The following is a 19,478-nucleotide window of genomic DNA, read 5'->3' on the forward strand; positions in this document are numbered from 1 at the left end:
ATGTTGAAAACAGATGTTGAAGACGCACTGAACCTTCAGTTGAACCGTGAGACCTTTTCCGCCTATCTCTATTTTTCCATGTCCGCGTGGCTGGGCAGCCGGAATTTGACCGGTTTCAGCCACTGGATGTACGCCCAGGGTGTGGAGGAGCTGACCCATGCCCAGAAGTTCTACGACTACATCCAGCAGCGGGGGGGGAGCGTACGCTTAGGGGCCATCGAGGCGCCCAAAGTAGCCTGGGAATCTCCCCTGGCCCTGTTTGAAGAGACCCTTGAGCACGAAGTGTTTGTCACCGGGTCCATCAACGCCCTCGTGGATATTGCCCAGGGCGCTTCGGATCACGCCACCGGGATTTTTCTTCAGTGGTTCGTCACCGAACAGGTGGAAGAAGAGGACAACGTGGAGCAGGTTCTCCAGCGGCTTCGCCTTGTGGGCGATAACCCCTCGGCCCTTCTCATGATGGACCGCGAGATGGCCGGGCGCGCCATGCCCGCTGCACCCACGGCCGCCGAATAAGGGGCGCAAAAGACGAAAGCGCAGGAAAGGATGCCTCCAGTGGCGAGGTGAGCCACCTCGAAAGCGGAATGCCGCTGTGATTTACCACATCACAGCGGCATTTTTGTGGGGTTGCGCATGTGTCTTTCCGATGCTGTTCAGTTTTCTTTTGCCTCCGGCGGCCCTGTCGGGGGCTAAACATTTAACCCTCCTTCGCCCAAGGGTTACGGCGCGATAAGAAAGTTTAACAAACAGGCCTTAAGAATTGTCGGCCTTGATCATCGTTCAGGCCACCTTCACGTTTATCGCACCACCCGCATCATGAAGCCCGGCAGTATCCTATAACCAACATGGGTTCCCGCCTTCGCGGGAAAGACGGTACAGAGTGTGATGTCCTTCGCACCTCCTCGTCTTCCCCGGCTGCCCGGTAAAAGGGGCCGGTTGTACCGTTTTGCTGTCCGGCACTTGCCACCTTTCGTATCGTCAAGTGACCGGGGACCCATGTCCGGAATTACATGTTCCGTCTGTAGTATGGTGACCAAGGGTAATTCGCGGTTTTTATGGTACTGGCCGAAACGATGACTAAGGCCGAATTGTCCTTGAGTAAATGTCATCTTAAAGGCGGATGTGATTTGACCCGAGGAACGAGGGGCAAAACGCATCCGCAACCTGCTTTCAAGGTGGCACACCTTGCCGCCGGAGGCCTGCTTTTTACAAAAACGAGACGAGAGACCATGGATGAGACAATGATAGGAAAGGCCGCAGGGGCCTGGGGCGTGTCGTTACAGACGCTTCGAAACGAGCTGGTACCTGCCGGGAGTCCGGAGCGTTCCCTGGGGCGCTGGGTGGTGGAAGGGGCGGACAGTTCCCTTTTTCTTCTGGAGCGCATCGATCCGGCCACGGAACCGCGGAAACGGGAGATGGCACGGTTTATGGGGCGTTTGGCCTCTGCGGGACTCCCAGTGGCTGCGCCCTGTGCGATCCATGACGACGTCTATTTCGCGACGAAAGGGGGCCGTCTCTGGCAGCTGACGCCCTTTGTGCAGGGGCTGGCCCTTGATCGGCCCGGTTACACACAGGAGGCATGGCGGGGTGAGGCCCTGGCCGGATTTCTGGTGGCCCTGCGCACCGCTTGCGCACCCCTTGAGGCCTCTTTTCCGGGGGAGCCCTTTGACCTGCCCGGGTACATCGATACCTTGGTGGGTACCATAAAATCCCGAAGGCCCAAGGTGGCCGACGCCCTTGGTGAGGCCACCGGGTATCTGGCCGGCCGCCTCTATCCCCACTGGCAGGATCTTCCTACGGCCCTGGCCCACGGAGATATCCACGGCATCAATATCCTCTGGAAAGAAAAGGGTATCGAAGCCGTCATCGACTGGGAGTTTTTCGGCCACAAGCCCCTGCTTTACGATGTGGCCAACATGGTCGGTTGCTGCGGCATGGAGACCCCCGATGCCCTTCTTCACGGCCTGGTCCCCACCCTGATCCGCACCCTGCGGCAGGCCGATTTTGCCGATGCGAACAGCTGGAATCTTTTACCCGAATGCGTCATGGCCCTGCGCTATGCCTGGCTTTCGGAATGGCTTCGAAAAGACGATACCGAGATGATCAACCTTGAGCTCTCCTACATCTACCTGTTGATGGACAATCGAGAAAAGATAGCCTCGTCCTGGGGAATGTAAGACGGGATCGCGCCCGTGGTTGACGGCCGCAGGGTACCTGATGTTTCACGATCCATATCGCCATACCCCATGCCTTCGACCGGCGAATCAGATGGGATGAATCCGCTCGGTTGAAAGCCCCGGGGCCCGTAGGGTGCGTTCTGCGCACCAGAACCGAAGCGTAACGATCCCCGAAACAGCCACTGTCACGATGGCCCAGCTTGTCGGTCGATAGGTCTCGCGCAAAAGACGAATACACAATTCCAATAAAAATGCTGCTGTGATTTGACCCGAGGAACGAGGGGGAAATCACAGCAGCAATCCGCTTTCAAGGTGGCACACCTTGCCGCCGGGGGCTGCTTTTAAGGCGCTGAATAGTAACTTTATTTTTTACCATTTCCCAAAACCGCCTGCCCGAATGCTGCCGGATCCGATACCGGGAGACCGCAGGTGCCCTCTCTGCAGGGGTACAGGGTGGGCGCACCATCCTGTGTGGTTTTGCCTTTGAGGGCGGGCAGGTGTGTCTCAATGCTTTTTACATGTTCCCCTTCCCGGAAGGGCGCTGTGACGGCATAGGGGGCGTAGAGCGCTGCCAGGGTGCTGACGGCCTCGGTGTCTGTGGGCGACGGTGCCTCCGGCAGGAGGAGGACCAGGGCCTGGGGCTCTGCAAGGTGGAAATCCAGGGCAGAAATCAGGCTTGCATAGGGGGCCGGGGACTGGCCGGTGTCGATGAAGGCCGAGACGGTGCCCAGGGCTTTTTTGAGCAGAGCTGTGTCTGCGGTGAGGGTGTAGAGCCTGAACAGGTTCATGGCGGCCACGCTGTTCCCCGAGGGGATGGCCCCGTCCGTGCCGGGTTTTTCCCGGGTGATGAGGGCCTCTCCGTCGCTGCCGGTCATAAAATACCCGCCCTCTTCAGAGGCAAAGAGTCGGTCGGTTTCGCTCTGGAGGTCAAGGGCCCGGGTGAGCCAGGTGACCTCCTCTGTTGCTTCAAAAAGGTCGATGAAACCTGCTGTTACAAAAGCGTGGTCCTCCAGGAATCCAAAAGGTCCCAAACCCTCCAGGCGGCTGCGGTGGAGTCTTGCCTCGCGGGTCAGGTGGGACAGGACAAAGCCTGCGGTGCGTTCAGCGGCTGCGAGGTACTCCTGATTGCCAAAGACCCGGCCGGCCCTGGCAAAGGCGGAGATGGTCAGGCCGTTCCATGCGGCGATGATTTTTTTGTCGGTAAGGGGCGCTTGCCTGGCGGTTCGGGCTGCGCGCAAGAGTTCCCGGGCTTTGTCCGTAAGGGCTTCCAGCTCAGAGTCAGATATGCCGTGTTTAGCGGCTGTTTCCGAGATGCTTCTTCGGATGTGAGGAATGTACCGACCTTCGAAATGGGGCGCCCCGGTGAGGCTGAAATGATCCAGGACCGGTGCCCAGGCATCGCCGGGCAGGGCGGCATCGAGCTCGGCTTTGCTCCAGGTGAAGAAATACCCTTCCTCTTTGTCCCCGGTCGGGGTGAGGGAGTCGGCGTCCGTGGCGGAGTAGAAGCCCCCTGCGGGAGACTCCATCTCCCGCAGGAGGTAACCCAGGGTGGTCTCGGCCACTTTTTTGAACCGGGGGTTGCCCGTGGCCAGGAACCCTTCCACGTAGGCAGAGGCGAGGAGGGCGTTGTCGTAGAGCATTTTTTCAAAGTGGGGGACCAGCCACCTGGCGTCGGTGCTGTAGCGGTGGAATCCGCCCCCTGCCTGGTCGTGGATGCCCCCGTCGGCCATGGCCGTGAGGGTGTGTTCCGCCATGTGGCGGTATGTACCGGTGCCGGTGCGCAGGTGGGCGCGCAGGAGAAGCTGCACGGGCAGGGTGGAGGGAAACTTGGGTGCTCCCCTGGTGCCCCCGAAGCTCGGGTCGTAACTCTCGGCAAACAAGGCGATGGCCTTGTCCACCCACGCCCTGTCGGGCAGGGGCCCGCCGCCACCACCTTCGCCCAGGCGGTGAAGGGCCTGGGTGAGCTGCTGGGCGGATTGATCGATTTTTCCCTTTTCGTTTTCGTAAACCTCGGAGAGGCCTTTCAACACGGTGAAAAATCCCGGATGGGGAGGGCGGTCCCCGTCCCGGGCCGGAAAATAGGTGCCCCCGTAAAAGGGTTTGCCTTCGGGGGTCAAAAAGACATTCAGGGGCCAGCCCCCACGGCCTGTGAGCATCTGCACCGCGCCCATGTAGATGGCGTCGATGTCCGGGCGTTCTTCTCTATCCACCTTCACCGGTACGAAATGGGTGTTGAGAAACTCGGCGATCCCCACGTCTTCAAAGGATTCTTCCTCCATGACATGGCACCAGTGGCAGGTGGCGTAGCCGATGCTGACAAAGAGGGGGCGGTTGGTCTCTTTTGCCAGGGCCACGGCCTCGTCTCCCCAGGGGTACCAGTTCACTGGGTTGTGGGCGTGCTGCAGGAGGTAGGGGCTCTCTTCAAGGAAGAGCCGGTTTGTGTAGATGGCCGTACCGTCGGGGTTCAGGTGCCGGGTGCGCGGGGTGTATTCCGGGCCTCGGGTATTTGTTTTTTCTTTGATGCGGGCGTCAAGGCTCATGGTGGCTTTTCCTTATATTAAGGTGAAAAGGCGGTCGCCCCTTGCTTGCCATGTGTCGGACAGACAGGGTGAGAAAGGCCCATGGTGACGACGGGCTCTGCCGTTCAGGCATGGGAAAGCAAGGGGTGCCAGGGTGGAAAAAACACGGACACCTTCATCATGGGGCCAGGGACAGGTTTGATTCACGGCGGGTTATGTTGGAATGCGTAACAACCGAGAATGTTTGCCCTCCCAGGCCCATGCCATCCAGCCACCCTTGCGGGGTGTGGACCGCCTGGGAATAAAAATGCAAGATAAGGACCAGGCCGGAAAAAAAGTGACCGGCCCGTCGTATCATTGACAGTTCAGCCCAGCCGTTGGACACTGAGTCGGTGTTCATCACCCGGAACTGTCCCGGAGACAGGTGACACGTGAGACAGAATCATCTCACCTGTGCGGTGTGATGCACTTTTTTTCCTGCCGTTGAAATCAAAGATCACGAATCAAGTTGAAAGCTTGTGCCCTCAATATGACTCTCCCAAAGAGGGCTGGCATATTTTTTGATATGTATGAAGGGCGCAACGAACCGAGCATGGCCTGCCGCCTTGTTTGCGTATCATACAATCGGCCATCAGCCTGTGGCTTTTGGCCTGCATGTTTTTTGATATTGTTCTGATGGGCCACGCCTCACCCGCGTGGGCCACAAACCATGAAAGGAGATACCATGAGTCAGCCCCACGAGATGTTCCAGTGCCAGATCGCCAACTGCGGATGCATTTACAACCCCGACAAAGGGGACCGAAAGGGCAAAATCGCCAAGGGCACCGCCTTTGAAGACCTGCCCGAGGATTGGAAGTGCCCGGTGTGCGGGGCGAGTAAGAAAGCCTTTAAAGCCTTGGGGTAGGTGTGAGGTTATAGGGGAAAAAGGTCATAGGTATATTAGGTAAATAGGGGAGTAGGGAATAGGGGTGGCTGTTGTATCCATCCCTGGCCGTGGATTTGTTTGGGAAAAAGTTCACCCGGTGCCGTGAACAAGGTTGAAAGTACGTTGTTCGGGCAACGGGTGAAGCCGAAAGGTTGTCTACCATTTTAATATGCAAGGAGGACCCATGGATTTTTCCGACGTTGTTGCCACCCGTCGTGCGGTTAATTATTTTGATTCCACGCGGGACGTATCCGATGCCCTGTTGAGAGAGGTTGTGGAGATGGCCGCCACCACCCCGTCGTCCTTTAACCTCCAACCCTGGAGCCTTATGGTCCTGCGGGGCGAAGAGGAGAAGATGCGGCTCCGCAAGCAGGCCATGGGCCAGGCCAAGGTGAGCGAAGCCCCGGTGACCCTCATCGTTCTGGCCGACCGCAGGGGGTGGGCCCCGGGTACCCCCTTTGCCGAGAAAAATTTTCAGGAGATGATCAAAGCCGGGGCCATGACCGAAGACCGGCGGGACTGGTTTGCCAAGGCCTGCACCAACCTCTACGGCACCTCCGAAGAGTCCCAGGTCGCCTTTGCCACCAAAAATACCGGCTTTTTTACCATGGCCCTGATGCTCGCCGCCCGGAGCAGGGGCCTTCATACCCATCCCATGGACGGTTTTTCCCGGGAGGGGGTGATGAAGGAGTTCAACATCCCCGATCATTACTGGATTCCCCTTCTCATGGCCGTGGGATACTTCAACGAAGAGAAAGAGCTCGCCCCGCCCAAGTGGCGCAAAACCTACGACGAGATCGTGGTGACATTTTAAATAGACCCGCCGAATGACCGGATGCGATTGCGCAACCCAACACCACCGGAAGCGCCGGGTCCCGTAGGGTGCGTTCTACGCACCAGAACCGGCGGGCAACGATTCTTGGAAGGCATCCCAAAAACCAGGGTCGTTGGTTGCTCAACCCTGGTGCACGGAGTGCACCCTACGGGGTGGCGGCTGGCGACCATCGTCACGATGGCCCGACTTGCCATGAACCAAAGGGTGTGGAAAAAAGCCGCACAGGAGTGCGGCGCTCCACAGCCCCCCCCTGTGTCGCGCCAACCGGCGGGAGCCCGTGTACATTGTGTTTTTTTCAAATGAATGAAGGACGGATTGGTTGAATAAAAAAGAGAAAGCCCTGAAAGCCCGGCTGGACGACCTCCATGACCAGTGGAACCGACGTGAGTACGTGAGCCCGGATCCCCTGGAGACCCTTTACGATTACGAGGACCCCCTGGACCGCGAGGTGGTGGGAATGGTGGCCTCGGGCCTGGCCTACGGGCGCGTGGCCCAGATCCTCATCAGCGTTCGCAGGGTCCTCGGGGTGATGGGGCCGTCTCCCCGGGGCTGGCTGCTTGCTAACGACCCTGCCGGGATCGAGGCGGCCTGCACGGGCTTTGTCCACCGCTTTACCAAAGACACCCATATGGCCGCGCTTCTCGTGGGCATCCGGGAAGCGCTCCTCACCCACGGCTCTCTGAAGGATTGTTTTCTCTCCGGGTATGATGCTCGGGACACGACCCTCCTGCCCGCCTTGTCTGCCTACGCAAAAACCATAAAAAGCCATCGTGATCTTCCCGGCCACCTCCTCTCGGACCCCGACGGCAAAAGTGCCTGCAAAAAGGCAAACCTCTTCCTGCGCTGGATGGTCCGGTGCGACGAGGTCGATCCCGGGGGCTGGCACGATGCCCTCCCTTCCGCAAAGCTCATCATTCCCATCGACACCCACATGCACAAAATCTCCCTGGCCTTAGGGCTCACCACCCGCAAGGCCGCTGACCTCAAAACCGCCGTTGAAGTGACAAGCCGCCTTGCCCGCCTCTGCCCCGAAGACCCCACCCGGTACGATTTTGCCCTGACCCGATTCGGGATCCGAGGCGAACTGGAACTGAGCGAGCTGCTGGGGTAGTACCTCCGGCGGCTCTGCCGTGGGCAAGGTTTTGAAACGTTGGGCAAACAGCCATTCAACAAGCTTGCCCTTTGTGTCCTGTATCAAAGGCGAATGTGAGTCAGAGAGTAAACCCAAGCATGGAGCCCCGGTCATATGGGACTTCACAGGTTGGCGACTATTAAAGACAGATGTGTCCCGCTTCTGTTCCGTGAGAGTGAAAAGTTGGGGAAGACAAGGCACACAGGTATCATTTTTTCTCTGCGCATCATCGCGGACAACTGCCATCCGTTTTTCGGTTTGGAAAAGTGAGCATGGCCAGGGGCCAGGTACAAGCAGATCGGGTTACCGGATCATCCTTTTTTGGAGGGGACTCACATCTTGCGGCGTGATCCGTTTCATAGGGGAAATACCGGTGGAAGGGTAGATAAGCTTGCGCATGGACCTTCGGCATTGCTTCGGTGCGGGAACGCGCAGATAACAAGATAGAAAAGGAATCGGTCATGGATAAGAAGATCGTGGTTTACAGGTACGTGGGCGACAACGGGGAGATTACAACCATCAATGCCTTTTTCAAAGAAGACAAGTTGGTGGTGGAGGGCTGTGATACAGGCTCTTCGGTGAAGGCCTTTTCCGGGGACCGGGATGACGGGTACTGGTTGTCTGCGGATAGAAAGGCTTGTCCGGGCAATATCCTGGAGATCCTGAAGGGCGGTTTCCGGAGTTTTACAGGAATCAAGGCGTGGTTTGATGAGCAGCAGATTGACTACGACGTCATTTCGTATGCTTGATGCCTGCAGACCTTTAACCCGGATATTTCATGAGAAAACAATCGCCCCCAATATATCAGATGTCTTTACAACTGGTTACTGAGAAAAATTGAGATATTTTAAAAATACAAAATGTAATTCACCGTTTTCTGCTCGATTTTCTCACCCTTCGGGCGAGCCGAGTGCACTCATCTTCTGCGTTATCAAAGCTTTGAGGTAAACCACTACATCTGCAGCTCTGATGCCTTGAATATGAGTGCACTCGACTCGTGAATATCAAGGTTAAGTACCGCATACGCCACATTGAGGAAAAGGGAGCCTATTTGATACCCTGGATTATGCCGTATACGGTCCCTTGGGTCGTGCTGATTGTGTCAAGGTGCCTAAAAACCACAGGAATTGTGTTTTGGCATGGAAGTTGGTTTTCGAAAAGGGCAGACATGGCCCTTTTGCAGCGTGAAGGGGTCGGAAACCATGACGCGGATCGACGGCACAAAGGAGGAGACAATGGGCGCAGGCAAGGCATTGACAGGGAAAAAGTATGGCAGCTGGGATGAGGTGTTTCAAGCCTCAAGGCAGATGGCGTTCAGGGCATTGAACACGGGGGAGATTTCATCCTCAGTGGTTCCTTATACCCAGGCGCAAAGTATCCCGGCGGGATTTGACGCATCCCAAACCGTATCCCATGCCGTGATGGTGTTTCACTTTCACCACCCGGAGAAGGGGGATATCCTCATCGACAGCGGCTTTGACAGGTCGTTTTACGAGACGCCCCCCTTTGGGAATTTGTCGTCGTTTGTCATCGATTTCTTAGAGGGCAACAGGGCCCGTTACACCCAGCAAAAAGATGAGGACTTAGGTTTCCAGCTTCAGGCACTCAACATTCACCCGTCCCACCTTTTCCTGACCCACATGCATCCGGACCATACCGCCGGCATACCGGCCCTGTCTCCCCGATGCAATATATGCTATGGAAAAAAGGAGAATTCAGCGCACTATCGCCTGATGACAGGAAGCCATCTGAAAGGCAGAGAAAACATAAGCCTGATTGATGTGGATTCGGCCCCCGGGATCCTTCCCTTCGACCACGCGGTGGACCTGTTCGGGGACGGCTCGTTCTGGGCGCTCTCCACGCCGGGCCACACAAAGGATCACCTTGCCTACCTTATCAACGCAGACCCGACTCCGATACTCATTGCCGGCGATGCGGAACTCTCGGCATGGGGCATGGAGCACGGGGTGTTCATGAACACGGATTACGGGGAGGAGGGAAAGCAGGCTGTTCAGGCCTCAGCCGGTGCGATTCGTGCGTTTCACGGGATGTACCCCCACGTGGCCGTGTGGTTTTCCCATGACGACAATCCCTTGAAGTGATGAGCCTGCAGGCAGGGCCGCCGGAGGCAGCTTTGTATACCTGATTTTACGCTGCAAAGATTGTGAGGACCAACCATGGAAACGACTGCCCACAGCCCCTGGGATACCGACTACAAAGGCACTGAGCCTGCCCCTGTCTATGAGCCGCTCTGGCACATGCTCCAACAATGCCTTCGCGGCTTTCCGGTGGCATCGGTGCTGGACTTCGGCTGCGGAGACGGCAATTATGCGTACCTCATGGCCGAAGAGGGACTTCGGGTGACGGGTGTTGATAGCTCATTACGGGCCATTGAAAAGGCCGTGGCCCATGGAAGCGGCAAGGCCCGAAGGCCATGCGAATTCATCCGGCAGGACTCCATCCCCGAGGATTTGCCGGACAACTCCTTTGACGTGGTTGTGATGCTCAATGTCCTTCATTGCTTAACCCTGAAAGAACGGGTAGACTTACTCGTCAAGGCAAAGAAGGTGTTGAAACAAGGCGGTGTCCTTTTTGCCAGTGTCCTGGATGAGGAGGACGAATCCTACCCGAGGCACGAGTGGAAAGAGATCGAGCCAAACACCTTTGATGACGGAACGGGCAGGCTATTCCACTTTTATTCACGGGATGAATTGGCTGAGGCGTTCAAGGGCTTTTCCATCACGGAGTGCAACATGCTCCGGAACATCCACCCCGAGGTCGGGAGGCAAAGCGCCTTGTTTGTGCTGACGGCAACGAACAACGGGTAGTGCCTGCCGTTCATCGTCCATGACTCCAGCCTAGGCTTAAAACGCCACAAACAAAAGACCAAAGATTGCACGGCGCCTGACGACTTATTTCCATAACACGTGGGGAACCCCTTTGGGGGCGGTGATGGATGGGGCTGCGGATATTTGTTTTCCGCCGCCTTTACGGTGTGTTTACCTTTCAGACGGAAGGGAGGGCTACCATGCGCGCGTTGGCGGGGAAATCAAAGACAGCGGAAGAAACGTTCTCACACGGAGGCGCCAGGATGTCCCCCGGGGCGGTCTGCCGTAATCCCCTGTCCGGGGGGCCGAACCTTACCCTGCAACGGGCCCTTGGGAATCGGTCTGTCCAGGTGTTGGCACGACATGACGCCGTGGACAGGGATGCCCGTGAGAAAGGCGTTGGGGCTTCTATGCCCATGATTGTCCATGGCAACCCCCACGTTGCCGTTCAGGCGAAGCTGAGGGCAAGTGCTCCAGGCGATGCGTGCGAGCGGGAAGCCGACCGCATTGCCCATGAGGTTGCCTGCAAGGCCTGTGACGGCTCTGCGGGGTCCGCAGTGGTTGTTACAGGGCGACCGGCTCCCGGGGTTCCAAGGTTTTTGCGGGAGAAGAGCTTCGAAGAGAGGCCGGGGACACCCTTTGCACCCGATATGATCGTCCCTTTACCCCGTTCCACTGGAAACCCACTGCCCGGAAAGAGCAGGGCACATTTTGAGTCCTCCTTTGGCCGGGATTTTTCACAGGTCCGTATCCATACCGACGAACAGGCCGCTTTGTCGGCCGAGCGCGTCAACGCAAAAGCATATACCGCAGGCCGCGACATTGTGTTCGGAAGGCGTCAGTTTGCCCCCGACTCACCGGCTGGTCGGCATCTGCTTGCCCACGAACTCACCCATGTGGTGCAGCAGCAGAAGGCCTCCGGCCAGCCACTGCTGCTCCAGCGCTCCTGCGCGGATAATTTTGCAGGCAGCACGCCCCAGACCTGCCGCGGGAGTATCGATGTCCGGGCAGGGGAAATTTCCATGCCCAACATTTCGTTTTTTCACCTGTATGTCGTGTTCACCGACGCCAACGGGGACGCGTGGGCGCTCCGAGGCGGCCCCGGTGGCGGCGGAACCGGGTACGGCAACATTGCAACCATTTGTGGGGCCTATCAGCCGGGTTTCATCGATTACGACACCCGCTCTCCCTCGGTGACCGCATACCAGGGGGACCAGGCGTGCACCAAGGCCCGGACCATGAAAGGCCACGCGCGGCAGATTAACGGCTGGAACATCCCGTATGCCCCGGACGGCCCCAATTGCAACTCTGTTGTGGCATCCATGCTGAGAAGCGCGGGGCTCCCTTTACGGAAACCCAATGTGGCCGCTCCCGGTTTCGACACCGTTTTGGCCCCCACCGGGCCGGTGAGTGCAGGGGGCCTGGGGGATCGGCGGCACCGGGTGTTTCTGCAGGTGAACAGCCTCGATCAGTTTCGCACCCTTGGGTTCGGATACAGCATCGACACCTTTGAGGTCAGCGGCATCTCGTTTCCCCTTGTCCTGGGGGCCGAGTACTCCATCGGCAGCCAGGCGATCCTGGGCAGGATGGGACTCGGGGTTGAGTTGCCCCTGCTCAACATCCCCACTACGCCCCTGGCACCGACCCACCTGCGCTTGTCCGGCGGGGTCCAGGGCGGAGGTCAGCCTTCGGAAGACGGAGCGGAAAGGTCCATGGACACCCTTATCGGAGGGTATTTCCAGGCACAACTGGGCCTGGATATCAGCCGGTTCCGCATCAGCCCGTTTTACAGGTTCAGTGCCCTGCGCAACCTGAGCGAGCAGACCACCACCAAGGCCCATGTGGGTGGCATCAACCTGGGATTTACCTTTTAGTTTTACGACGTGTCGTACAGAACCGGTTCGACAAAGGGAGACGTTGGATGAGAGTGATCAGTTTGTTGTGGGTTGTTCTGCTTTGGGCCTCTTTTGCCATGGCCGCATTGCCTCCTCAGCACCAGAACATGGAGGACCTGGAGGTGATGATGGACTACATCAAAACACACCCCGAGGTGGCTGCCAAGGTGACATCCATCGATTTAAAGGAGTACACCGTTTATTACGGGAATGGGTGCAAAGCGATCTTCGGGCGGAAGAAAACGGTAAAACCCAAGGGGCTGGTCGGACCGGCCGATCCCCTGGAGTTTAAAAAGCGAAGCTGCTCCGGCAGTGCATCCGACAGGGACTGAGGGGCGTTAGGGTGCGGCTGTAAAATAACCATACATTCTGAAGTGTTGTCCGTTTTGGTGGTGGCGGGAATTCACCGAGCGGTAAGGCCTTTATGGAATGCCATACACGCCAATACGTGTATATTTTATTTTTGTCATAGTCCTTAAACCAAATGTATATAAGGGGGAATGCATGAGCTATATCGATTCGTATGATCACGAATACATCGGGTCCCTGGGGTATTTGCCTGTCTATCATCCCCTTGAGGAGATCCAGGGCGATGCCTGGGGCGGCTATGACTTCAGCGCGTCTCCCGGGGACCTTCTCCTGGGCGGGGGAAGCGGCGAGCACCCGGGCCTTGTGGTGCACAAGCTCGAAAGCCCGGTGGCAAAGTTTTTGTACGATCAGCTCACGGAGGAGGAAGAGGCCTCCCTGGCCGAGGCCGAGCGGTCGTACCTGCTTGAACTCAGCTACGCAGATGACGTCCTGGAGTTCTGCGACTGGTCTGTGCGGCAGTATGCCAACTTTGCGGCCATGGCGGCTTCAGAAACCTTCGGCGCCCCTTTGGGTGAAGACGAGGCGGTGGAGGACTGGTTGCGGAAATCCCTGGGGGAGCTGGTCTATTACTCCCTGCCGGAGCTGAACCCCGAGCATGAAAAGCTGACGGTCATGTTCAGCCGTTTTACCATAGATGCCACCATGCGCAATGTCCTGTGCGTACCGCCGGGGTACCCTGCCTGCGGCGGCCGAAAGACCACCGACGGGGAGTCGACGTGGGGGTATCATCGGTGGGGCGTGGCCCCTTGAACCGGTTTTTTTGTGGAGGATTGACAATGGCCGTTCCAAAAGAAGCTGTGCAGGTTTTTAGGCATCGGCTTCATGAGATCATTTTTGAAGCCGACACACGGGCCGGTAAATGGTTTGATGTGATTTTGATCCTCTCTATCCTGGCGAGCGTTCTGGTGGTGATGCTGGACAGCGTCTCGGCCTTCAGCGCCCGCTACGGGGCTTATCTTTACCGGTGGGAGTGGTTTTTTACCCTGATGTTCACCGTGGAGTACCTGATGCGGCTGGCCTGCGTGAGAAGGCCGTTGGGGTATGCCTTCAGTTTTCTCGGGGTGGTGGACCTTCTGGCTATTTTGCCCACCTATGTGAGCCTGTTTGTTCCCGGCAGCCAGTACCTCATCGTGGTCAGGGTCCTGAGGGTGCTGCGGGTGTTTCGGGTGTTCAAGCTGGTCAACTACATCGGGGAGGCCTCGGTGCTGGTTCGGGCCCTTAAGGCAAGCCGCAGGAAGATTACCGTTTTTTTGCTGGCAGTCCATGTGCTTGTGATTATTTTCGGGTCTCTCATGTACCTGATCGAGGGGCCGAAGTACGGCTTCACAAGCATCCCGAGAAGTATCTACTGGGCCATTGTGACCCTGACCACCGTGGGGTACGGAGACATCTCACCCAAAACAAATCCGGGCCAGGCCCTGGCGTCCCTGATCATGGTCCTGGGGTATGCCATCATCGCGGTGCCCACCGGTATTGTTACCTCCGAGCTGAGCCTGGCGAGCCGCAAGACCGTCTCCACACAGGTGTGTCCCTGCTGCATGGCAGAAGGCCATGAACCCGATGCCGTCTTCTGCAAATTCTGCTCGGAGCGATTAAACCCGGAGACCGGGCAAGACACCTGAAGGTGTCGATACCTTCCCCCTTGACCTTGGTGGCCTTCTCAGGCCAACTCCACGAGTTGGCTGCCATGGTGCCTCGATACTTCCCTCTGGATCCTCAGCAAATCAGCTCTTTAATTTCTAAATTATTTATTTTAGTATCTTCAGTTATCACGTCATTATCTGTGTTTTTCCATGAGTTGATTTCTGGAGTGTGTGATGGCACAAGCGCCCAGTTATGAAGAGTTGGAGAAAGAACTTGCCTACCTCAAATTCAGGCTTTGCCAGCTGAATCCCGAAGAACTTTTTTTTGAGGAGCGCAGTGCGCCCTTCGAAACGGAAGAGCCCAAGCTGTGGGAGTGGGTGGCAGGGGAGGACAAAGCGGTGTGCAGCGGCGGCTACTATGCCATGCTGGGATACGCCCCGGATGAGCAGGATCCCTCCCCCGGTATCTGGATCGACTATATCCACCCTGAAGACAACCGTGCCATCCGCAGAATCATGGCCCGGGTGCTGACGCAGCGAAGGAGGGCCGTGCAAGTGGCCTTTCGCCTTCGGGCCCGGGGCGGAGCCTACTATTGGACCCTCTGCCGTGGGACACTCGATGAGAGCCCGGGCAGGCCCCTGCGCCTTTCGGGACGCGTCTCCAGCATTTCGGGCAAAGAAGACTGGCAAGAGGCGTTTCTTGAGAGCCAGAGGCGCCATCAGACCCTTCTCCAGAACCTCCCCGGGATGGCGTATCGGTGCCGGGAGGTGGCGGCCAACGGCTGGGTCATGGAGTTTGTCAGCGACGGCAGCCTGGAACTCACCGGCTATTCCCCCACGGAGCTCATGGGCGACCGGGAGATCTACAACAGCCTTATCCATGAAGATGATCGCCCCCTGGTGTGGGACCAGGTCGAAAAAGCCCTGGGCCGAAAGCGGCGCTATGAGATCGTCTACCGCATCACCACGGCCACCGGCGGTGTTCGGTGGGTTTGGGAGCGGGGCACGGGGGTTTTCGGCACCAGCGGTGAGCTGGTCTGTATCGAGGGGTTCACCATGGACGTCACCGCCCAGAAAACCATCGAGCAGGAGCTTCTGCATGAGAACCTGAGGCTCAAATCCCTGGTGACGGGGGAACCGGGGTTCGGGGAGATCATCGGAAACAGCCCCGCGATGCAGGACGTCTACGAGCTCATCGCAAACACCGCCGGGTCCCAGGCCAACGTCATCATCTACGGCGAGTCCGGCACCGGCAAGGAACTGGTGGCCCGGGCGATTCATAACCGCAGCAAACGCAGCAAGGGCCGATTTGTCTCGGTGAACTGCGGCGCCATCCCGGAGTCCCTTCTCGAGAGTGAGTTTTTCGGGTGCAAGAAAGGGGCCTTCACCGGGGCCACGGCAGACCGGCCCGGCTACCTGGAGATGGCCGACGGCGGCACCCTGTTTCTTGACGAGGTCGGTGAGATCAACCTGTCCATGCAGGTGAAGCTGCTCCGGGCCATTGAAGACGGCGGGTTCACCCCCGTGGGGGGCCAGGAGGTGAAACGCCCCGATATCCGCATCATCGCAGCCACCAACCGAGATCTTGAAGAGCTGGTCAAAAAGCAGGCCATGCGTCAGGATTTTTTCTTTCGCATCCACATTGTCCCCATTTACCTTCCCCCTCTGCGCAAGCGGCGAAGCGATATCCCTCTGCTTATCTATCGATTCCTCGAAAAGTTCAGCGACGACAGCCACATCGCCACCATGCCCGAACATGTGATTCGTTCCATGCAGAATTATCACTGGCCGGGCAATGTGCGTGAGCTGCAGAATATGGTGCAGCGCTATCTCACCCTCAAGCAGGTTGATTTTATTGCCTCCACATTTCCCGAAAGCCCGGTACCTGAAGATGGGGAGACCCTAGCTGTCTCTGTGGGCAAGGAGAGCCTCGCAGAGGCCGTGGCACGGTTCGAAAAGGAGTTTCTCCTGAAGGCTCTGGAACGCCATGGCGGGAATCGGACCCATACGGCAAAGAGCCTGGGGGTGGGGCTTCGAACCCTGCAGCGGCGGCTTCGTCAGCACGGGATTGATCAGGAGACCTGAGGGCGTCAGGGGTGACGCATGCGTCAACTTTGGCGCACTTGGGTCATAACCCCTTCCAGCACAAAGGTTTTTCCATACAGGGGCCGGAACCGCGTCATTTTTGGCGCGGTTTTTTTGTTGGGGGTGTGAGTCACGGTGTGTTGGAAAAGCCTTTGTTTACAGGTTGTTGTCGAATGGAAACGTGGTTGGCACGACTCTGGCAATACCCAGAAGGCAGTTTCACCAAACGAGAGACGAAAAAAAGGCCAATTCGATGAAGGGGTTACCCCAGGTGGTGCGAGGCCCTTTGTTTTTCGTCCAAGCCGTTTCACGGACACCCGTGAAGCCCATCATACGAGACTGTCTGAGCAACAAAGGAGATGTGACGCATGAACTTTATCGAGAATGTTCAAAACAAACCCATTGCCGTTTTGGGTGCCGGTGGCGTCGGCAAGGCTGTGGCCGGGGACTGCGCCCTGGCCGGGAACACTGTGCGTCTGTGTGACCTTCCCCCCTTTTCCGACCAGACCCTCTTCGGCGTGGAGAAGCAGGGCCTGAAGTTTTACGGCGATCAGCTCAACCTCTACGGGTTTGAACGTTCCGGTCGTGTGTTTTTTGACGGTGTGACAACGGATGTGGCCGAAGCGGTGAAAGGCGCGGGCATCGTCATCCTCACCACCCCGTCCCTCGGGCACCGGGCCTTTTTCGAAAAACTGATCCCCGCCCTTGAAGACGGCATGATCATCCATATCATTCCGGACAACTACGGGTCGCTTCTGCTCCGAAAGATGATGCGTGAAGCCGGGTGCGACAAGAAGGTGGTCATCGGCGGATGGTCCAGCTCCCCCTACGGAAGCCGGGTGGACATCAAGGGCGGGGTGGTACTTCCCAGCATTCGCGCCTACTACCGCGCCATCACCCTTCGGGGCGCGTCCCTGCCCTCCCTGGACCAGGATGTTTTCCTGGAGTCCACCAAGCACATCGGTGCCTTTGATGCCATCACCAACGGGGATGGCGTTGCCGGAGGCGACACCGTCATGGACACCGGTTTTTCAAACGTCAACCCGGTCCTTCACTGCCCCGGCGTGATCCTGGGGGTGGGCGTCATGGAGAACTGGGGCGTTATCTACGGCGAAGAGAAGAACGACTTTTCCATTTACTCCCATGCCTATTGCCCCTCCATCTCCAAGGTCCAGTACGGGCTGTATGAAGAGCAGTGCGCCCTGGCCGAGGCCATGAACGTGGGTATCCAGTTTTTTGAGAAGAAGCAGTTTTTCTCCCGCGAGAACATCCTGGGCTGCGAGTACATGGGCCCTGATTACGAGATCCCCTTTGAAGAGCATGATTACATCCAGTACGGCACGGGGCCGTTCACCGTCCACAACCGCTACATCACCGAAGACATCCCCGTGGGCTGCCATGTCTATCACGAGCTTGGCAAGAAGTTCGGCGTCAAAACCCCCATCGTGGATTCCCTTATCAGCCTGGCCGGAGTCATGACCGAATCGGATTACTACGAGACCGGTTACACCCTGGACTACCTGGGAATCGGCCATATGAGCGGTGACGAGATGCTGGAGTACCTGCACAAGGGCACCTACAAGCCGCTGGAAGCCTAATGGCGAAGAGAGACAGGCCTGGGCCCCCTTTTCCCGGGGGCCCCAGGCGATTGGGAGGAGATCATGGGAATTGAGATGAAGCGACAGATCGATGTCACCTTCCTCGGGCCGGAGAAGGTGGCGAAGATTCATGAGGCGAGCCTCACCCTTTTGGAAACGGTGGGCATGCGCGTGGGCGGCGAGCGCGGCATCCGGGTTCTGCGTGACGCCGGGTGCGAGGTGGACGTAGACGGCATGGTAAAGATCCCCAGGGTCCTGGTGGAAGAGGCCCTGGAGACGGTCCCCAAGGAGCTGGTGCTCTACAACCGTGCCGGTGAGAAGGCCATGGTGATCAACACCGAGAACGCGGTCCATTTCGGTACCCACGCCGACCAGCTGGAGTTTGTGGACCCGGACACCGGCAAGGTGCGCCCCTTTCTCAAGGCCGACACCAAGACCATGTGCACCCTGGCCGACGCCCTGCCCAACATCGACTTTATTCTGTCGGTGGGTATGAGCAAGGACGTGGCCCCGGAGATCCAGACCCAGATCTCTTTTATCGAGACGGTGAAGCATTTCAGCAAGACCATTAATTTTTCCACCAACGACATCGACAGCCTTCAGGAGGTGATCGATATCGCGGCCGTGGTGGCCGGCGGCAAAGAGGCCCTGGCCGAAAAGCCCTTTATCTTTAACTACTGCGAACCCATTCCGCCCCTCTCTCACCCGGAAGAGAGCACGGAAAAACTGATTATCAGCGCCTTGAACCGCATTCCCGTGGTCTATATGCCGTACTGCATGATGGGGGGCACCGCGCCCATGAGTTTTTCCGGTGCCCTGGTGCAGTGCAACGCCGAAGCCCTGGGAGGCCTTGTGGTGCACCAGCGCACATGCCCGGGGGCTCCGTTTATCTACGGTGCCATGCCCTCCATCATGGACATGATCTCATCCATCGGCAGTTACGGCGCGGTGGAGTTCCACCTGATGGTGGCGGCGGCGTCCGAGCTGGTGAGTCACTATGGCCTGCCTTTCTACGGCACGGCAGGGTGTACCGATGCAAAGGGACTGGACATCCAGGCGGTGTCGGAGGTGACCCAGGAGATCTTCTCCACCCTTCTGTCCAAGGCCAACCTGGTGCACGACGTGGGGGTCTCCGATCATTGCAACAGCGTCAACCCGGAGCTGGTGGTGCTCTGCGATGAGATTATCGAGAACCTCAAGCACTATGTGCGCGGCGTGGATGTGGACGACATTGACGAGATGGTGGAGATCATCACCCGCATCGGTCCCGGGGGGGCCTATCTCACGGAGAAGCACACCATGAAGAACTTCAGGACCATCCACTACCCCAAGTTCTTCAGCCGCAAGATGAAAAATCCGGAGACGTCCGAGGTAAGGGCAAAGATCCGCGAATCCATGCACGCCATCCTTGCCACCCACAAGGTACCTGCCCTTGATGAGGCCGTTTTGGCCGAACTGGACGCATGGACCCGGACACTTGAGGCAAGGCCCAACATCAACCCGATGTCAGACGCGTCATAGACCCAAGAGGG

At 57.8% G+C, this 19,478-nt stretch carries 16 protein-coding genes; 15 read left to right on the forward strand and 1 reads right to left on the reverse strand.

Features of this window, described 5'->3' with window-relative positions; genetic code table 11:
* Complete coding sequence (locus BLQ12_RS03400) at positions 1 to 516, forward strand: ferritin (RefSeq protein WP_092208280.1); 516 nt, start codon at positions 1 to 3, stop codon at positions 514 to 516.
* 713 nt (positions 517 to 1,229) lie between these two features.
* Positions 1,230 to 2,177, forward strand: coding sequence for a phosphotransferase enzyme family protein (locus BLQ12_RS03405; protein ID WP_175469468.1), 948 nt, complete (start codon positions 1,230 to 1,232; stop codon positions 2,175 to 2,177).
* Positions 2,178 to 2,539: 362 nt separating this feature from the next.
* Here the strand turns inward: BLQ12_RS03405 and BLQ12_RS03410 are convergent, their stop codons facing one another.
* The gene (locus BLQ12_RS03410; RefSeq protein WP_092208284.1) at positions 2,540 to 4,717 is read right to left on the reverse strand and encodes a thioredoxin domain-containing protein; all 2,178 of its coding nucleotides are present in this window, start codon (positions 4,715 to 4,717) and stop codon (positions 2,540 to 2,542) included.
* 703 nt (positions 4,718 to 5,420) lie between these two features.
* Between BLQ12_RS03410 and BLQ12_RS03415 the strand changes: the two genes are divergently transcribed.
* From BLQ12_RS03415 to BLQ12_RS03475, 13 genes are all read left to right on the forward strand, one after another.
* Positions 5,421 to 5,600 carry a rubredoxin gene (locus tag BLQ12_RS03415; RefSeq protein WP_092208286.1) on the forward strand — a complete coding sequence of 60 codons (180 nt, stop codon included), beginning with the start codon at positions 5,421 to 5,423 and terminating at the stop codon, positions 5,598 to 5,600.
* Between the two features lie 205 nt (positions 5,601 to 5,805).
* Positions 5,806 to 6,435: a nitroreductase family protein gene (locus tag BLQ12_RS03420; RefSeq protein WP_092208288.1), complete on the forward strand. Its 630-nt coding sequence runs from the start codon at positions 5,806 to 5,808 to the stop codon at positions 6,433 to 6,435.
* A gap of 340 nt (positions 6,436 to 6,775) precedes the next feature.
* On the forward strand, positions 6,776 to 7,567 hold the full coding sequence (locus BLQ12_RS03425; protein WP_092208290.1) for a TIGR02757 family protein: 792 nt from the start codon (positions 6,776 to 6,778) through the stop codon (positions 7,565 to 7,567).
* Positions 7,568 to 8,049: 482 nt separating this feature from the next.
* On the forward strand, positions 8,050 to 8,337 hold the full coding sequence (locus BLQ12_RS03430) for a hypothetical protein (protein ID WP_092208292.1): 288 nt from the start codon (positions 8,050 to 8,052) through the stop codon (positions 8,335 to 8,337).
* Between the two features lie 390 nt (positions 8,338 to 8,727).
* Positions 8,728 to 9,690 carry an MBL fold metallo-hydrolase gene (locus tag BLQ12_RS03435; protein WP_092208294.1) on the forward strand — a complete coding sequence of 321 codons (963 nt, stop codon included), beginning with the start codon at positions 8,728 to 8,730 and terminating at the stop codon, positions 9,688 to 9,690.
* 75 nt (positions 9,691 to 9,765) lie between these two features.
* Complete coding sequence (locus BLQ12_RS03440; RefSeq protein ID WP_092208296.1) at positions 9,766 to 10,416, forward strand: class I SAM-dependent methyltransferase; 651 nt, start codon at positions 9,766 to 9,768, stop codon at positions 10,414 to 10,416.
* Between the two features lie 263 nt (positions 10,417 to 10,679).
* The gene (locus BLQ12_RS03445; protein WP_175469469.1) at positions 10,680 to 12,290 is read left to right on the forward strand and encodes an eCIS core domain-containing protein; all 1,611 of its coding nucleotides are present in this window, start codon (positions 10,680 to 10,682) and stop codon (positions 12,288 to 12,290) included.
* Positions 12,291 to 12,337: 47 nt separating this feature from the next.
* Positions 12,338 to 12,643 (forward strand): ssr3402 family protein, encoded by a 306-nt coding sequence (locus BLQ12_RS03450; protein ID WP_092208300.1) that lies wholly within the window; start codon positions 12,338 to 12,340, stop codon positions 12,641 to 12,643.
* Between the two features lie 172 nt (positions 12,644 to 12,815).
* The gene (locus BLQ12_RS03455; protein ID WP_092208302.1) at positions 12,816 to 13,430 is read left to right on the forward strand and encodes a hypothetical protein; all 615 of its coding nucleotides are present in this window, start codon (positions 12,816 to 12,818) and stop codon (positions 13,428 to 13,430) included.
* A gap of 26 nt (positions 13,431 to 13,456) precedes the next feature.
* Positions 13,457 to 14,302, forward strand: coding sequence for an ion transporter (locus tag BLQ12_RS03460; RefSeq protein ID WP_092208304.1), 846 nt, complete (start codon positions 13,457 to 13,459; stop codon positions 14,300 to 14,302).
* 195 nt (positions 14,303 to 14,497) lie between these two features.
* Positions 14,498 to 16,348: a sigma 54-interacting transcriptional regulator gene (locus BLQ12_RS03465; protein WP_092208306.1), complete on the forward strand. Its 1,851-nt coding sequence runs from the start codon at positions 14,498 to 14,500 to the stop codon at positions 16,346 to 16,348.
* Positions 16,349 to 16,716: 368 nt separating this feature from the next.
* On the forward strand, positions 16,717 to 17,946 hold the full coding sequence (locus tag BLQ12_RS03470) for an NAD/NADP-dependent octopine/nopaline dehydrogenase family protein (protein ID WP_092208308.1): 1,230 nt from the start codon (positions 16,717 to 16,719) through the stop codon (positions 17,944 to 17,946).
* A 63-nt stretch (positions 17,947 to 18,009) separates the two neighbouring features.
* Entirely contained in the window at positions 18,010 to 19,467 is a 1,458-nt protein-coding gene (locus BLQ12_RS03475; protein ID WP_092208310.1) for a trimethylamine methyltransferase family protein, read from the forward strand.
* Positions 19,468 to 19,478 lie beyond the last annotated feature (11 nt).

The sequence above is a fragment of the Desulfoluna spongiiphila genome (assembly GCF_900101345.1).
Lineage (GTDB): Bacteria > Desulfobacterota > Desulfobacteria > Desulfobacterales > Desulfolunaceae > Desulfoluna > Desulfoluna spongiiphila.

Excerpts from the sequence above, each read along its gene's own strand:
- BLQ12_RS03400 (WP_092208280.1), top strand. The coding sequence starts at position 1 with ATGTTGAAAACAGATGTTGAAGACGCACTGAACCTTCAGTTGAACCGT.
- BLQ12_RS03475 (WP_092208310.1), top strand. The coding sequence starts at position 18,010 with ATGGGAATTGAGATGAAGCGACAGATCGATGTCACCTTCCTCGGGCCG.
- BLQ12_RS03465 (WP_092208306.1), top strand. The coding sequence starts at position 14,498 with ATGGCACAAGCGCCCAGTTATGAAGAGTTGGAGAAAGAACTTGCCTAC.
- BLQ12_RS03445 (WP_175469469.1), top strand. The coding sequence starts at position 10,680 with ATGTCCCCCGGGGCGGTCTGCCGTAATCCCCTGTCCGGGGGGCCGAAC.
- BLQ12_RS03410 (WP_092208284.1), bottom strand. The coding sequence starts at position 4,717 with ATGAGCCTTGACGCCCGCATCAAAGAAAAAACAAATACCCGAGGCCCG.
- BLQ12_RS03405 (WP_175469468.1), top strand. The coding sequence starts at position 1,230 with ATGGATGAGACAATGATAGGAAAGGCCGCAGGGGCCTGGGGCGTGTCG.
- BLQ12_RS03430 (WP_092208292.1), top strand. The coding sequence starts at position 8,050 with ATGGATAAGAAGATCGTGGTTTACAGGTACGTGGGCGACAACGGGGAG.
- BLQ12_RS03460 (WP_092208304.1), top strand. The coding sequence starts at position 13,457 with ATGGCCGTTCCAAAAGAAGCTGTGCAGGTTTTTAGGCATCGGCTTCAT.
- BLQ12_RS03455 (WP_092208302.1), top strand. The coding sequence starts at position 12,816 with ATGAGCTATATCGATTCGTATGATCACGAATACATCGGGTCCCTGGGG.
- BLQ12_RS03420 (WP_092208288.1), top strand. The coding sequence starts at position 5,806 with ATGGATTTTTCCGACGTTGTTGCCACCCGTCGTGCGGTTAATTATTTT.
- BLQ12_RS03450 (WP_092208300.1), top strand. The coding sequence starts at position 12,338 with ATGAGAGTGATCAGTTTGTTGTGGGTTGTTCTGCTTTGGGCCTCTTTT.
- BLQ12_RS03440 (WP_092208296.1), top strand. The coding sequence starts at position 9,766 with ATGGAAACGACTGCCCACAGCCCCTGGGATACCGACTACAAAGGCACT.
- BLQ12_RS03470 (WP_092208308.1), top strand. The coding sequence starts at position 16,717 with ATGAACTTTATCGAGAATGTTCAAAACAAACCCATTGCCGTTTTGGGT.
- BLQ12_RS03435 (WP_092208294.1), top strand. The coding sequence starts at position 8,728 with ATGGAAGTTGGTTTTCGAAAAGGGCAGACATGGCCCTTTTGCAGCGTG.
- BLQ12_RS03415 (WP_092208286.1), top strand. The coding sequence starts at position 5,421 with ATGAGTCAGCCCCACGAGATGTTCCAGTGCCAGATCGCCAACTGCGGA.